General features: G+C 40.2%; 13 protein-coding genes. 4 read left to right on the top strand and 9 right to left on the bottom strand.

From position 1 onward, the window contains the following. Positions 1 to 105: 105 nt before the first annotated feature. The 3 genes from coaE to yacG all read left to right on the top strand — a co-directional run bounded on the left by coaE (position 106) and on the right by yacG (position 2041). On the top strand, positions 106 to 714 hold the full coding sequence (gene coaE, locus HRT55_RS06255) for a dephospho-CoA kinase (protein ID WP_291619730.1): 609 nt from the start codon (positions 106 to 108) through the stop codon (positions 712 to 714). Positions 715 to 779: 65 nt separating this feature from the next. After that, a complete protein-coding gene (gene zapD, locus HRT55_RS06250) occupies positions 780 to 1532 on the top strand; it encodes a cell division protein ZapD (RefSeq protein WP_291619729.1) in 753 nt (250 codons plus the stop codon). 272 nt (positions 1533 to 1804) lie between these two features. Next, positions 1805 to 2041 carry a DNA gyrase inhibitor YacG gene (gene yacG / locus HRT55_RS06245; RefSeq protein WP_291619728.1) on the top strand — a complete coding sequence of 79 codons (237 nt, stop codon included), beginning with the start codon at positions 1805 to 1807 and terminating at the stop codon, positions 2039 to 2041. Positions 2042 to 2064: 23 nt separating this feature from the next. On the opposite strand, the gene mutT is transcribed toward yacG, so the two are convergent. From mutT to HRT55_RS06230, 3 genes are all read right to left on the bottom strand, one after another. Beyond that, positions 2065 to 2508 carry an 8-oxo-dGTP diphosphatase MutT gene (mutT, locus tag HRT55_RS06240; protein ID WP_291619727.1) on the bottom strand — a complete coding sequence of 148 codons (444 nt, stop codon included), beginning with the start codon at positions 2506 to 2508 and terminating at the stop codon, positions 2065 to 2067. 99 nt (positions 2509 to 2607) lie between these two features. Continuing rightward, positions 2608 to 5289, bottom strand: a complete 2682-nt coding sequence (gene secA, locus HRT55_RS06235; RefSeq protein ID WP_291619726.1) for a preprotein translocase subunit SecA — start codon at positions 5287 to 5289, stop codon at positions 2608 to 2610. Positions 5290 to 5390: 101 nt separating this feature from the next. Further along, positions 5391 to 6287, bottom strand: a complete 897-nt coding sequence (locus tag HRT55_RS06230) for a M23 family metallopeptidase (protein ID WP_291619725.1) — start codon at positions 6285 to 6287, stop codon at positions 5391 to 5393. A gap of 58 nt (positions 6288 to 6345) precedes the next feature. Here HRT55_RS06230 and HRT55_RS06225 point away from each other — a divergent pair, with 58 nt between their 5' ends. Beyond that, positions 6346 to 6852, top strand: coding sequence for a DUF721 domain-containing protein (locus HRT55_RS06225; RefSeq protein ID WP_291619724.1), 507 nt, complete (start codon positions 6346 to 6348; stop codon positions 6850 to 6852). Between the two features lie 148 nt (positions 6853 to 7000). Here the strand turns inward: HRT55_RS06225 and lpxC are convergent, their stop codons facing one another. The 6 genes from lpxC to murC form a co-directional block, all read right to left on the bottom strand. Further along, positions 7001 to 7918 carry a UDP-3-O-acyl-N-acetylglucosamine deacetylase gene (lpxC, locus tag HRT55_RS06220; protein WP_291619723.1) on the bottom strand — a complete coding sequence of 306 codons (918 nt, stop codon included), beginning with the start codon at positions 7916 to 7918 and terminating at the stop codon, positions 7001 to 7003. Between the two features lie 281 nt (positions 7919 to 8199). Further along, the gene (ftsZ, locus tag HRT55_RS06215) at positions 8200 to 9360 is read right to left on the bottom strand and encodes a cell division protein FtsZ (RefSeq protein WP_291619722.1); all 1161 of its coding nucleotides are present in this window, start codon (positions 9358 to 9360) and stop codon (positions 8200 to 8202) included. Between the two features lie 145 nt (positions 9361 to 9505). Next, entirely contained in the window at positions 9506 to 10741 is a 1236-nt protein-coding gene (gene ftsA / locus HRT55_RS06210) for a cell division protein FtsA (protein ID WP_291619721.1), read from the bottom strand. Between the two features lie 13 nt (positions 10742 to 10754). Next, a complete protein-coding gene (locus HRT55_RS06205; protein WP_291619720.1) occupies positions 10755 to 11624 on the bottom strand; it encodes a cell division protein FtsQ/DivIB in 870 nt (289 codons plus the stop codon). A gap of 21 nt (positions 11625 to 11645) precedes the next feature. After that, on the bottom strand, positions 11646 to 12608 hold the full coding sequence (locus HRT55_RS06200; protein ID WP_291619719.1) for a D-alanine--D-alanine ligase: 963 nt from the start codon (positions 12606 to 12608) through the stop codon (positions 11646 to 11648). Then, positions 12608 to 14023: a UDP-N-acetylmuramate--L-alanine ligase gene (gene murC / locus HRT55_RS06195; protein ID WP_291620437.1), complete on the bottom strand. Its 1416-nt coding sequence runs from the start codon at positions 14021 to 14023 to the stop codon at positions 12608 to 12610. Before murC ends, HRT55_RS06200 begins: the two co-directional genes overlap by 1 nt. Positions 14024 to 14149 lie beyond the last annotated feature (126 nt).

Raw genomic sequence — 14149 nt, 5'->3', positions numbered from 1 at the left:
AGTATTTTAACCAGCACAAGTGGGCAATAATTTAATGAGATTGGTATAATTAATAAGTTTATATTCTTTGTCTGAGCAATTTCATCATGTCTAAGTTATTTTATTATGTCTAAGTTAGTTATTGGCCTTACCGGCGGTATTGGCAGTGGTAAATCCACTGTTACACATTATTTTCAAGAATTAGGCATTGAGGTTATCGATGCTGATATCATTGCCAGAGAAGTTGTTGCCATTGATAGTCCCGCATTAAAAGCCATTGCAGAGAATTTTGGTGATGACTATATACAAGCAGATGGTCAACTTAATCGAGGGCTATTGCGCAGTAAGATCTTTGCCAATGAGTCAGATAAACTCTGGTTGAATAAACTATTGCACCCTTTAATACGAACCCAGCTAATAAGTAAAACTGCAACAGCAAAGAGCTCATATTGTATTTTAGTGGCGCCTTTACTGATTGAAAATAATTTATTGCACCTTGTTAACCGAGTGTTAGTCATTGATGTCACTGAAGAGACTCAGCTAGAACGCACCATGCATAGGGATAGCAGCTCCTTAAAAGAGGTGAAGGCTATTTTAGCGAGTCAGACTAGCCGCAGTGAAAGACTTGCAGTAGCTGATGATATAATTAACAACGACAAAGCTTCACTATCTGAGATCAAGGCAATGGTGTTATCGCTTGATAAAAAGTATTTAGCCTTGACAACAATGCTTTAAAAATCAACAATGAAATAATTCGTGCTTTAATTTCAATCTCAGGTTAACTGGTTACAAAACTTTGTATGTCTACCGTCTTATATGAACACCCGCTCAATGAGCGGATTCGAAATTACCTAAAACTTGAGCAACTCTTCGCTCAGGCCTACTCATGTATTAGTAACAAGCTCACTATAGCAACCAGCCACCAAGTATTCTTCAATGCATTGTTTGCAATTGTCGATACTTTAGAGCGAAATGACATCCGCGGGGATTTAATTAAAGATTTAGAGAAGCTTGAGCAAAATTTAGTTATTTGGTCAAAAGCTCCAGATGTAGACACCAGTGCTCTAGAAAAAAATTTAGCCGAAACGGTTAAGTTAGTTAGCCACCTCAGAAGTCCTCGCCCCACTTGGTGGCAATTAAAAGAAGATAAACTACTCACTTGCTTAAGGCAACGTTTTGCCATTCAGGGTGGCAGTTCTAGTTTTGATTTACCCCAATTACATTTTTGGCTGCACCAAGATGAAACAAAAACAACACTAGAAGTTCAGCAATGGCTTAAGTTATTGAGTGATATTTCATCGGCTCTGGCCCTAATACTGAAATTTATCCGCCAACGCGCTGAATTTGAATCGATTGAAGTTGATAGTGGCTTTTATCAAGATAATGGTGAAGGACTTTTGTTATTGCGGATAAAGTTAGCGCAAGATGCTGAATATTATCCAACCATTAGTGGCAATAAGTTCCGCTACTCCATTCGTTTTATGCTGCCCTGCCAACACACAGGCCGTAGATACGCCAATCAAGCGACAGAATTTCAACTAGCCCGCTGCTAACTTCTCATACCAATTTCATTAAATTATTGCTCACTTGTGCTGGTTAAAATACGACATATCAGCGTTGCTCTCAATCCCAATAGCCAGCTATTGCTCAATCGAACGCCTTGCCCTGATATATTTTCCCTATGCACAACAAGATCACAAACTTAATGAAACTGGTATCACTAATGATACAGCGAATACTTTTTATGTCCTGTGCTGTTGATTCAATCTATTAAGCTTTAGTGTATAATTAACATTACTTATAGTTTTTAAAATGATATTACACCATGACCTTAAAAGTTCCTTGCCCTCAATGCCAAAAAGCTGTTGTATGGCAAGCAAGTAGTGAGTTTAGACCCTTCTGTAGTGAGCGATGTAAGCTGCTTGATTTAGGTGAGTGGGCCGATGAAAGCAATAAAATTAGCCAACCTATACATGCTGACTCAGCCATATCTGAAGAAATGCTCGATGCAATGGAAGATGAATTTTTACAAAACAATAATTTTTTTGTCGAGCCTGAATAGATCGACAATTGAACTGGAGCTTGTTAACTATTTGAAGAGGTAAGCTCGCTAATAATTACTTTATTAGCAGCTGGAAATTCAAGTGACTGTAACTCTGCAAGTGAAAACCAGCCTTGTCCTTGCCCTTCCTGTGCACTTGGCTCGCCAGTAAAGTTATCCACGACAAACACATCCAAACAAACGGTTTTATCTGCTCCGCCGCCATCTTTACTTCCCTTTTTACCTAAATAGGTATGCTCAACCTTAATTAATGGCTGACAGGATAAAACATCAATTGCCACTTCCTCTTGAAGCTCTCTAGCAAGTGCTTGGGCGACAGTTTCGTCTTTTTCCACCTTACCACCAGGAAATTCCCATTTACCACCTTGATGAGCCTGTGCTAAGCGTTTAGTTAAGAAATACTGAGTTCCTTCTTCCTTACAGCTTCGGGTGATAACACCCACGGCAACATGTACTACTTCATTCATAACTCTCTTCCGTTGTTAGCCACTCTACTTCAAGATGAAGAAGCTAAAATAAAAATGCCAGTCATGTGACTGGCATTGATTAATATTAAGGCTAGTTAATTAAGCTAACTTGCCATGACATTGTTTGTATTTCTTACCTGAGCCACATGGGCAAGGTTCATTACGACCTACACGAGGCATCTGTTCTTGTTGACCAGGGCTTGATGCAGATTGATGTTGGAAGTCCATTGGAACTTCTTCAGCCCTTCTATGCTGCTCTTCAACCGCTTCAACATCTGACTCAGCGCGAATTTGTACTTTAGACAAAATGCCAACAACATCATATTTCAAGTTGTCTAGCATTTCAGTAAATAACTGAAATGACTCACGCTTAAATTCTTGCTTCGGATTCTTTTGCGCGTGGGCACGTAGCCCAATACCCTGGCGAAGATGATCCATGGCTGATAAATGCTCTTTCCAATGAGAATCTAAGCTCTGTAGCATTACCGCTTTTTCAAATTGACGTAAAACATCTGCGCCAACTGCTTGCTCTTTATCTTTATAGGCTTGCTCAAACTCAGCAACGATCTTTTCACGTAAGCTTTCTTCATGAAGTTTATTATCTTCTTCAAGCCATTTTGCAATGGTTAACTCAGTTGAAAACTCACCTTTTAGTTGCTCTTCAAGTCCCTGAATATCCCACATTTCATCTAATGACTGTGGCGGGATATGCTGCTCAATAACACCATTAATAACATCACTGCGAATGGCATTTACAACTTCACCAATCTCATCATTATCTAATAATTCATTACGTTGCTCATAAATAACACCACGTTGATCATTGGCAACATCATCATATTCTAGTAATTGCTTACGCATATCAAAGTTACGACCTTCAACTTTACGTTGCGCATTTTCAATACTGCGGGTCACCCAAGGATGTTCTATCGCTTCGCCATGCTCCATACCTAATTTACGCATCATATTAGAAATACGTTCTGAAGCAAATATGCGCATCAATGAATCTTCCATTGATAAGTAAAAACGTGTTGAACCTTCATCACCTTGTCGTCCTGAACGACCACGCAGTTGATTATCTATTCGTCTAGACTCATGACGTTCTGTGGCAACTATATGTAAACCACCTAGCTCTAGAACGCGCTCATGGTCAATTTTCCACTGCGCTTTAACTTTAGCAATGTCATCTTCACTCGGATTAGTTAACTTAGCGATGATGGCATCTAAATTACCACCTAAAACGATATCTGTACCACGGCCAGCCATGTTAGTAGCAATAGTAACAGCACCCTCTTTACCTGCATCGGCGACAATTTCAGCTTCTTGCTGATGGAACTTAGCATTCAGTACCTTGTGCTTAATTTTTTCTTTCTTCAAGAAATCAGATAAGAACTCAGAGGTTTCAATGGCAATAGTACCAACAAGTACTGGTTGGCCGCGTTTAACACAATCTTGAATATCAGCTAAGATTGCTTCAAACTTTTCATCTCTGGTTAGGTAAATCAAATCAGCCATATCTTTACGAATCATTGGCTGATTGGTAGGGATAATCACAGTCTCTAGACCATAAATGTGATTGAATTCGAATGCCTCAGTATCGGCAGTTCCTGTCATACCTGACAGTTTCTGATAAATTCTGAAATAGTTTTGAAAGGTAATTGAAGCTAGGGTCTGGTTTTCATTTTGAATATTGACGCCTTCTTTTGCTTCTACTGCTTGATGAAGACCTTCAGACCAACGACGACCTTCCATCGTACGGCCAGTATGTTCATCAACAATAACTATCTCATCATCTTTAACAATATAGTCGACATCTTTTAAGAATAACTTATGAGCACGAAGCGCCGCCATAACATGATGTAATATCGTTATATTCGCCGCTGAAAACAATGTATCACCTTCAGTTAACAGCTCTTTTTCAACCATGATCTCTTCGATATGAATTTGACCACGTTCTGTTAAATAAACTTGTTTAGCTTTTTCATCGATAGTGTAATCGCCGGTGCTTTCTTCACCTTCTTTATCTTCTTCTGCTTGTTGCTCTAATGTAGGCACAACAGTATTAATAATTTTATACAGTGCTGAGCTATCTTCGGCCTGACCAGAAATAATAAGTGGTGTTCTAGCTTCATCAATTAATATTGAATCGACTTCATCGATAATGGCAAAGTGCAGTGGCTTTTGTGAACGTTCTTGTGGTGAGAACACCATATTGTCACGTAGGTAGTCAAAACCAAATTCGTTATTGGTACCGTAAGTGATATCAGATTGATATGCGGCTTGCTTACCCTCAGTGGTCATGCCTGCAACATTACAGCCGACAGTTAAGCCAAGAAATTCAAATAAAGGACGACTCCAATCAGCATCACGAGTAGCAAGGTAATCATTGACGGTAATAACATGCACGCCGTTGCCGGTTAGTGCATTTAGATATGACGGTAAGGTCGCCGTTAATGTTTTACCTTCACCGGTACGCATTTCAGCAATTTTGCCATCATTAAGTACCATACCACCAATCATTTGCACATCGAAATGACGCATGCCAAATACGCGTTTACTGGCTTCTCTTACTACAGCAAAAGCTTCCGCTAACAATTGCTCTACTGTTTCTCCTTGAGATACACGCTCTTTAAATTCAGTGGTTTTAGCTTTTAATTCTTCATCACTTAACACTTCTAAAACAGGTTCAAGTGCATTTATTTTAGTTACTTCTTTGCCCATCAGCTTTAGTAATCTATCATTTCGACTACCAAATAATTTTGTTAACAAATTTCCAAACATCTTATTTAAACCATTTATTGAGAATTATCAGTGACTTGTTCCGCCACCTTGAGTGAATGTATTATGATAACCGTTTAACGTATTACTTACGAATTAGTCGGCTACTTCCCTTTGCGATAAACAAATTTTATTGGGTCAATTTGTTTATTATTTCGTAATATTTCATAGTGGACATGTGGCCCTGTAGAGCGACCAGTACTGCCCATACGTGCAATTTCTTGTCCTTTATTAACAACCTCACCGACACTGACCAGTACATTCTTGTTATGACCATAACGAGTAGCTAAGCCATCACCATGATTGATTTCAATCAACTGTCCATAGCCATAACGTTTACCTGCCCAGGTAACAACTCCCCCTGCAGTAGCAATAATAGCGGTATTTTCTTTACCGGCAAAATCTACGCCTTTATGCAGGGTTGGCTTACCGTTAAAAGGGTCTTTGCGCACGCCATAATACGAGGATAACCAACCTTTAGTAATTGGTCGCCCTGACAAATATGCATTATTTTGTATATGGTGACCAAAGGTTAAAGATTCAAGCATTTGTAATTGTTTTTCTTCGTAATTTATCTTGTTTTCAAAATGCTCTATTTCAACAAACAATTGCTCAAGCGTTTTATTATTGACTGGCAATGTGTCTGATGAAGGCCCACCACTTACTGGCAGCTGGCTGAAATTAAATTCATTTGCCGGGATGTTAGCATCATCCGCCAAGCGATCACCAAGGGCATTTAAACGTAAGACCTGACTTTGTAATTCGGCTAGCTTGATGGTTAAGGCGGTGATTTTTTGATCTTTGATCAAGTTTGGTGCCGAAGCAACGTGTGATACAACGCGGTATTGCTCACTGTTGGGTTGCCATTTGTTACTGGCAATGAGGTGGACAATCAATCCTGAAAGCAAGGCAAACGCGCACACTGCTGACAACCAATGCAATTTAGTCAGTTGCATTGAGAATCTGACGTTTTTTCCTCGGTATAGTAGTGTTAAACTCATAGAACTCTATTTTGTTAATTTACTCAGTATGCTTAGGTACTGAATTTAGGTAGTTACAATGGCTAGAAAATCAAAAAAACCTATTAATATGACAGCGCTATTGCAAACAACGACAGGCACTTTGGCACATATTCAGTCAAAAACCAACTCTTTGACAATCTTGGCAGACATTGTACGGCAAATATGCCCTGATTTACCAGTAGATGCTTGGCATATTGCCAATTGCCGCAAAGATACTCTTATCATAGAAGTGAAGTCACCCGTTTGGGGGCAAAGGTTACAGTTTGAGCGCAATAATATATGTAACGCCTTGGCAAGCGATACTGATGGTAGCTTTCATAAAATAGAGATTAAAGTTAATCCGCAAGGCTTTCGCCAGCAACGCCATGAAATTACTGAAAAGATACGTACTGAGCTTATGCAATCTGCTCCGGTAATAACGGCTGATAGCAACACGGTCGTTAATAAAAAAACCGCTGAGCAATTTTTAGATATCGCCAAAAATGCCCCTAAGGGCTTGAAAGAAAAGCTGGAAAAGTTAGCTAGGGTTGCTGGAAAGAGGTAAATTCGAGTGCAGATTTACTTAGGGTCAAACTCAGTTTATGGTGAGAATTTGTACAGAAGGTTTTACCTGGCCTGGAGAATTAACTTAGGCGAACACAGTGTTTAGTGTTCGCACTATAAAAGCATCAGGTAGAGTATTTTAACACTGACTAAAATGCCGCGGCATTTATTTCCTGATATTCTATTGGCGAAGGCTTATCATCTTCATAGGTTACCCATTCCCAAGATTCAGTTTCTTTAAAAACCTTTCTTAGCAAGATGTTATTTAAACCATGACCAGACTTAAAGGCATTAAACTCACCTAAAATACTGGCACTGCCCATATACAAATCGCCAATAGCATCGAGTATTTTATGTTTGACGAATTCATCATCATAACGTAATTCATTTTTATTTAGCATGCGGTATTCATCTAGCACTATGGCGTTTTCTAAGCTGCCGCCTAAGGCTAGATTATGAGATCGTAAAAACTCAATGTCTTTCATAAAGCCAAAGGTTCTGGCTCTACTAATTTCTTTAATAAATGAGCAACTAGAAAAGTCCATACTCATCGTTTGACAGGTTTTTTCAATAACAGGGTGTGAGAATTCAATGGAAAAATTGACTCTAAAACCTTCATAAGGCAATAACTCTGCCCACTTATCACCCTCTTCAACACGGATTGGTTTTTTAATACGTAAAAAACGTTTCGGTGCATTCAAGGTCTCGATGCCGACCGACTGAATTAAATAAACAAAAGGTAAGGCACTACCATCCATAATAGGAATTTCAGCCGCATCAACTTCAATAATTAAGTTATCGATGCCTAGGCCGGCAACTGCTGAGAGTAAGTGCTCAACAGTTGAAACCTTAACTTGCTGTTCATTAACTAAACAGGTACATAACGTAGTTTCACCAACAGCTTCGGGTGTCGCTTTAATTTCAACCACAGGGTTGAGATCAATTCGACGGAAAACAATACCGGTGTTTGCTAGCGCAGGACGGAGAGTAACCTGAACTTTTTCACCTTTATGTAAACCAACACCTACGGTTGAAACACTTGTTTTTAATGTACGTTGCTTAATCATATCAGCCTCGCTTACCTTGCTTTTCATCTGTAATAAATGCAATTACTTTCATAGATGTTTCATCAAGCAGCTAAGCTAGATAAAGGTATCTACTACCAGAATTTCCCCATCGTTAAATGTACTTGCCAGCAACTCCCATATTTAATGAACAGTTAAAACAGCCAAGCCAATTTAACGGGCGCATAATATACCAAATAAAAGCGCTAAAATCAATAGCAGCCTATTACTACTGGACTTAGTTGATAGCCTATCAGTAGATATAGCGTAACTAACTAGTAAGATTAGTCCGCTTGTTTGCGCAAAAATGCCGGAATATCTAAATAGGTATCAAGATCAGTAGCAACCATTTTTTGGGCATTGCTATCAGTCATTGCTACTGGTTCAATTGCTGCACTAGGCTGTGCCGCCGCTGCTGTATAATCTGCACCAACAACTTTTGGCTCAGCTATTGGCATAGGGTTCACTAAAGTAATATCAGGTTTACTTTCAGCGCCAATACCGGTGGCAACAACCGTAACGCGAAGTTCATCGGTCATATCCATATCAATGACAGCACCAACAACAACAGTAGCGTTTTCAGAAGCAAAAGCTTTTACTGCATTACCTACGGTTTCAAATTCATCGATGCTAATGTCCATACCGGCAGTAATATTTACTAGAATACCGCGAGCACCCGCTAAATCAACATCTTCTAGCAGGGGACTTGAAATAGCTGCATCAGCTGCTTCTTGTGCTCTATCATCGCCAGAAGCCGTACCTGAGCCCATCATAGCAGTGCCCATTTCAGACATTACCGTGCGTACATCGGCGAAATCGACATTAATTAGACCTGGACGGGTAATTAATTCAGCAATACCTTGTACCGCGCCAAGTAAAACATTATTAGCGGCTTTAAAGGCATCTAATAAACTTGTGCCTGGGCCAAGTACTTTTAATAATTTTTCGTTAGGGATAGTAATGAGCGAGTCAACGTTTTTAGATAAAAACTCAATGCCTTGATCGGCATAGTTCATGCGTTTTTTACCTTCAAACGGGAACGGTTTAGTGACTACTGCCACAGTTAAAATACCCATTTCCTTCGCTATTTCAGCAACTACAGGTGCCGCACCAGTACCTGTGCCACCGCCCATACCTGCTGCGATAAAGATCATATCAGCACCTTGTAGGGCTTGCTTAATAGTTTCTCTATCTTCTTCAGCTGCACAACGACCAATTTCAGGGTTTGCACCAGCGCCTAAGCCTTTAGTGACGTTTGCGCCAAGCTGTAAAGTAACATCTGCAGAAGAGTTTCGTAACGCTTGTGAGTCAGTATTTGCCGTAACAAATTCAACACCTTCAATCGTTTGTGAAACCATGTGTTCAACAGCATTACCACCACCGCCGCCAACGCCGATAACTTTAATTATCGCTTCTTCGTTATGGTCTTCCATTAATTCAAACATTCTCTCTCTCCGTTTTACTTACAATTACTTAAAATACTTAATTTGTTGTTGCTAATACTACTGCTTAACAACAACACGAGAATACTGTTACTTCCTGTAACAGCTCACCACACTATTTCTTTAATCTAGCTTTTAGCTCTTTCCTCTAGAATTCGCCTTTAAACCAGGCATGAATTCTTGACCAAAAATCACCAACACTTTCGCGTTTTTTAGTTAAACTTTCGGCTTCACTGGCGGCTTGCATGCCATAATGCAAAAGACCAACAACAGTGGCATAACTTGGGTCATTAACATATTCTTTTAGCCCTTGTACTGCCAAAGGACTGGCAATACGAACTGGCATTTGAAATATTTCTTCGGCAAATTCAAGTACACCTTCCATTTTTGCCGTGCCGCCGGTTAGTACATAACCCGCAGCAATTTGATCTGCTAAGCCTGATTCTCTAATTTCATCTTGAATTAGCTCAAATAACTCTTGATACCTTGGCTCTACTACTTCAGATAAGGTATGACGTGACATAGAGCGTGCCGGACGACCACCAACACTTGGCACATCGATACTTTCTTCCATGCTAACTAATTGCTTTAACGCACAAGCATATTGCACTTTAATATCTTCAGCATGACTTAATGGTGTTCTAAATATTTTAGAAATATCACTGGTTACTTGATTTCCGGCCACAGGTATTACCGCGGTATGTCGTAAAGTACCGCCAGTAAACACTGAAATATCCATAGTACCGGCACCCATGTCAACGACACAAACGCCTAATTCTTTTTCATCATCGGTTAACACCGCATAACTTGACGCTAGCGCTGAAAAAATTAATTGGTCGGCAGTTAAATCACAGCGTTCAACACATTTAACTAGGTTTTTCGCCATATCATTGGCACAAGTTACTATATGAACTTTTGCCTCCATGCGAACACCTGACATGCCAATAGGGCTTTTAATACCATCTTGACAATCAATACTATATTCTTGCGGCAGCACATGTAACATACGACGTTCCGCTGATATTGGCACTGAACGGGCAGTGTGAATAACATTGTCGACATCTTCTTGAATAACTTCGTTGTCATTAATTGGCACCATGCCATTTTCATTTTGACAACTAATATGTTTACCAGAAATACCTAAATAGATTGAGCTTATTTGGCAATCGGCCATTAATTCAGCTTCATTAATGGCACGTTGAATGGCTTGAATAACTAAATTCAAGTCATTAACTCCACCTTTATCCATACCGCGAGCTGGCTGATTACCGACACCAATAATACTTAACTGGTTGTCTGGGGTAACTTCTCCAACGGCGACAGATATTTTTGAAGTACCAATATCAAGGCCAACCACTAATTTTCTTTCTGCTGCTTTAGGCATTTAACTTAAACTCTTAACTGATTGTGCTCATTTGAGGCACTGCTTTTAGGTGATTATTATCATTATTTTTTAGCAATTTATTCTGGCTTATTTTATCTACAGTTTTCCAACCAACAGCCAATCCCGTATCATACCGTAAATCGATGTAATCAACTGCCTGATTTTGCTGTTTTTCCGCAATTATTTTTGCTTTGAGCTGTGCTTTGATTATTGGATAAACATCCATAAAGCGTTGAATCCGCTCAACTCGCTCTTCACGCCCTAAATTTAGGGTTACGCCATCGTCTAAGGTTAGTTGCCAAGAGAAGCGTTCACTCAGCACTAACTCATCTATCGACAGTGCTTTAAACTCAAGTAAACCGTTGAGATCTCGATAATTTTCTAACGCCAGCAACTCACTTCCTTCCGGGCCAAAAAAGCTAGGCAGATAATGATTTATGCGACTCATTTCTGCCTGAAAAACGTGACCAAGCTGATTAATTAGAAAGTTACCATTCCAAAATGCAACTGGTTTTTGATCGACCACATAAATTTTTAATTTGTTTGGCCACTGTTTTCTTACTGCGACCGAGTAAACCCAAGGTAGCGTAAGCACATAACTTTGCACTTCGTTGACATCTACTTGGAAGAAATTGCCCATATCAACTTGCTCAATTGCATTAAGGATATCGTTACGTTGGCTATAGGGCATTTCCCCGGAAATGACGATAGAAGTTACCGGCGCACTTTCTTGGCCAATAAAATGCTGGGTAAGCCACCAACTGATGGTAATTAAACTAAACAGCACGACAATAAAAAACAGCAAACCCAAACCAAAATACAAGGCTGTACCTTGGCCTAATTGGCGTGTTTTTTTACTATCTACTTGCTGTTTTTTTACCATAATATCCTTCTTACTCTGGCCTTATGCTTTTATGCTAAGCAATAAAATTTGCGTCACTAGCTCACTGAAATTCAAACCGTATACCTTGGCGGCTTTTGGTACCAATGATGTTTCTGTCATCCCTGGTACAGTATTCACTTCTAATAGCTGCCATTCTCCCTTGTTATTACGCATAATATCTACCCGACCCCAGCCTTGAGCACCGGTGGCATTAAAGGCTTTAACAGATAAGGCTTTCAATTCATTTTCATCCTGTTCACTTAAACCACATGGGCAGTGATACTGGGTACTTGTTGATTGATATTTTGCTTCGTAATCATAAAACTCACGTGGTGTTTCCATATGAATCGCTGGTAACGCTTTATCACCGAGAATAGCGACAGTATATTCAGGGCCATCAATCCAGGCTTCAAGTAATACTTGTTGATCAAAACCAAAAGCTTCAATTAAGGCATTGCGCAGTTGCTCAATGGTTTGTGCTTGTGCCATACCAATGCTTGAGCCTTCATTAGCGGGTTTTACCATGACTCGACCGCCTAACTCAGTCAATATAGTCTTTAATGACAAGTCTTCGAAGTCGTTCTTATCAACAACGGCGAAGGGCGCTGTTGGTAAGTCACAGGCTTTAAAAATTTGTTTACTGCGTACCTTATCCATTGAAAGCGAAGAGCCTAAAACATTCGAGCCAGTATAAGGAATGCCCATGTACTCAAGCGCACCTTGTAAACAACCATCTTCGCCGCCCCGACCATGCAGAGCAATGAAAACCCGGTCTATTTTTTTACTAAGCAAATCAGTCAAAGACACAAATTTGGTATCGATTAACACCACATCAAAACCTGCTTGCTCAAGACCATTAGCAATAGCTTGTCCAGAATTAAGTGACACTTCACGCTCTGCAGAGTTACCACCGTAAAGCACAGCAATCTTCTCTTGCTTAAGCTGTTTTAGCTGCACCAATTCACTGCTGATATCGCTAGTCATTACTCAGTACCTTTAACAGCGGAATTAACATGCAATAAACTATGTTCGGCTAGGTTTTTGGCTACGGCGCCTATACTACCGGCGCCTTGGGTAATCACCATGTCATTATCTTGCAGCTGGTTGGCAAGTAATTGCGCTAACTTATCAACATCACTGACATAAACAGGCTCTATTTGACCACGTTGACGAATTGATCGCGCTAAGCTTTTACTATCAGCTGTTGAGATGGGTGTTTCTCCGGCTGCATAAACATCGAGTAAAAATAGACAGTCAACATCTGAAAGCACTTCAACAAAGTCTTCATATAAATCACGGGTTCTAGAGTAACGGTGTGGTTGGAAAACCATGACTAAACGCTTATCCGGCCAACCTTGGCGCATAGCTAGAATAGTGGCTTTTACTTCACTCGGATGATGACCATAATCATCGATTAAAACCATATCGCCGGCAGCAGTAGTCAAACCAGCTAGTTGCTCGAAACGTCGACCGATACCGGCAAACTCGGTTAATGCTTGGCATATGGCGTCATCATTAACACCTTCGTCTTTGGCAACGGCGACACCAGCCAAGGCATTTAATACATTGTGTTGACCCGGCATGTTTACACTCATAGCTAGTGGAGCTTGACCGGCAACCTCTACAGTAAAATGACTAACAGCGCCATCTTGTTGGTAATTTACCGCTCTGACATCGGCATCTTCAGAAAAACCATAGGTAATCACTTGACGGCTAATGCGTGGTAATAACTCCCGCACTACCGGATCATCGATACAGACAACAGCTAGGCCGTAGAAAGGTAGGTTATGTAAAAACTCTATATAAGTGTCTTTGAGTTTTTCGAAGTCACCGCCATAAGTTTCCATATGGTCGGCATCGATATTGGTGATCACAGCAACCATTGGTTGTAAGTGTAAAAAAGAGGCATCACTTTCATCGGCTTCAGCTATCAAGTAGCGACTGCTACCTAATCGTGCATTGGTACCAGCACTGTTGAGTAAACCGCCAATAACAAAGGTAGGATCCAATTGTCCTTGGGCAAAAATACTGGCAATTAAGCTAGTTGTTGTGGTTTTCCCATGAGTACCCGCAATAGCAATACCATGGCGAAAACGCATTAACTCGGCCAACATTTCTGCGCGTCTAACCACGGGAATACGTAATTTATTTGCCGCAACTAGCTCAGGGTTATCACTACTGATCGCGGTAGAAACAACAATTACGCTCGCCTGGGCGACATTTTCTGCTTGATGGCCAATAATAATATCTGCACCTAAGGCTGTTAAACGTTTAACTACCTGGTTTTCACCTATATCCGAGCCAGAAATTTGGTAGCCTTCATTAAGCAATACCTCAGCAATTCCGCCCATGCCTGCGCCACCTATACCAACAAAGTGGATACGCTTAACCCGACGCATTTCAGGGATCTGAACTGCGTATGAGTTGCTAGCTTTACTTGATTTAGTACTTGAGCCCGTACTAATAGCTGAGCTAGTAATTGAGTTGGTATTTAAATTAGTTTGCTTAATCATATTTTCTCTTCA

The sequence above is a fragment of the Colwellia sp. genome (genome assembly GCF_013214175.1).
Taxonomy (GTDB): domain Bacteria; phylum Pseudomonadota; class Gammaproteobacteria; order Enterobacterales; family Alteromonadaceae; genus Colwellia.
Note: the sequence above shows the minus strand (reverse complement) of the source record. Positions and strands in the feature narration are given on the sequence as shown.

Excerpts from the sequence above, each read along its gene's own strand:
- lpxC (WP_291619723.1), bottom strand. The coding sequence starts at position 7,918 with ATGATTAAGCAACGTACATTAAAAACAAGTGTTTCAACCGTAGGTGTT.
- yacG (WP_291619728.1), top strand. The coding sequence starts at position 1,805 with ATGACCTTAAAAGTTCCTTGCCCTCAATGCCAAAAAGCTGTTGTATGG.
- zapD (WP_291619729.1), top strand. The coding sequence starts at position 780 with ATGTCTACCGTCTTATATGAACACCCGCTCAATGAGCGGATTCGAAAT.
- murC (WP_291620437.1), bottom strand. The coding sequence starts at position 14,023 with ATGCGTCGGGTTAAGCGTATCCACTTTGTTGGTATAGGTGGCGCAGGC.
- HRT55_RS06200 (WP_291619719.1), bottom strand. The coding sequence starts at position 12,608 with ATGACTAGCGATATCAGCAGTGAATTGGTGCAGCTAAAACAGCTTAAG.
- coaE (WP_291619730.1), top strand. The coding sequence starts at position 106 with ATGTCTAAGTTAGTTATTGGCCTTACCGGCGGTATTGGCAGTGGTAAA.
- HRT55_RS06205 (WP_291619720.1), bottom strand. The coding sequence starts at position 11,624 with ATGGTAAAAAAACAGCAAGTAGATAGTAAAAAAACACGCCAATTAGGC.
- ftsA (WP_291619721.1), bottom strand. The coding sequence starts at position 10,741 with ATGCCTAAAGCAGCAGAAAGAAAATTAGTGGTTGGCCTTGATATTGGT.
- HRT55_RS06225 (WP_291619724.1), top strand. The coding sequence starts at position 6,346 with ATGGCTAGAAAATCAAAAAAACCTATTAATATGACAGCGCTATTGCAA.
- ftsZ (WP_291619722.1), bottom strand. The coding sequence starts at position 9,360 with ATGTTTGAATTAATGGAAGACCATAACGAAGAAGCGATAATTAAAGTT.
- mutT (WP_291619727.1), bottom strand. The coding sequence starts at position 2,508 with ATGAATGAAGTAGTACATGTTGCCGTGGGTGTTATCACCCGAAGCTGT.
- secA (WP_291619726.1), bottom strand. The coding sequence starts at position 5,289 with ATGTTTGGAAATTTGTTAACAAAATTATTTGGTAGTCGAAATGATAGA.
- HRT55_RS06230 (WP_291619725.1), bottom strand. The coding sequence starts at position 6,287 with ATGAGTTTAACACTACTATACCGAGGAAAAAACGTCAGATTCTCAATG.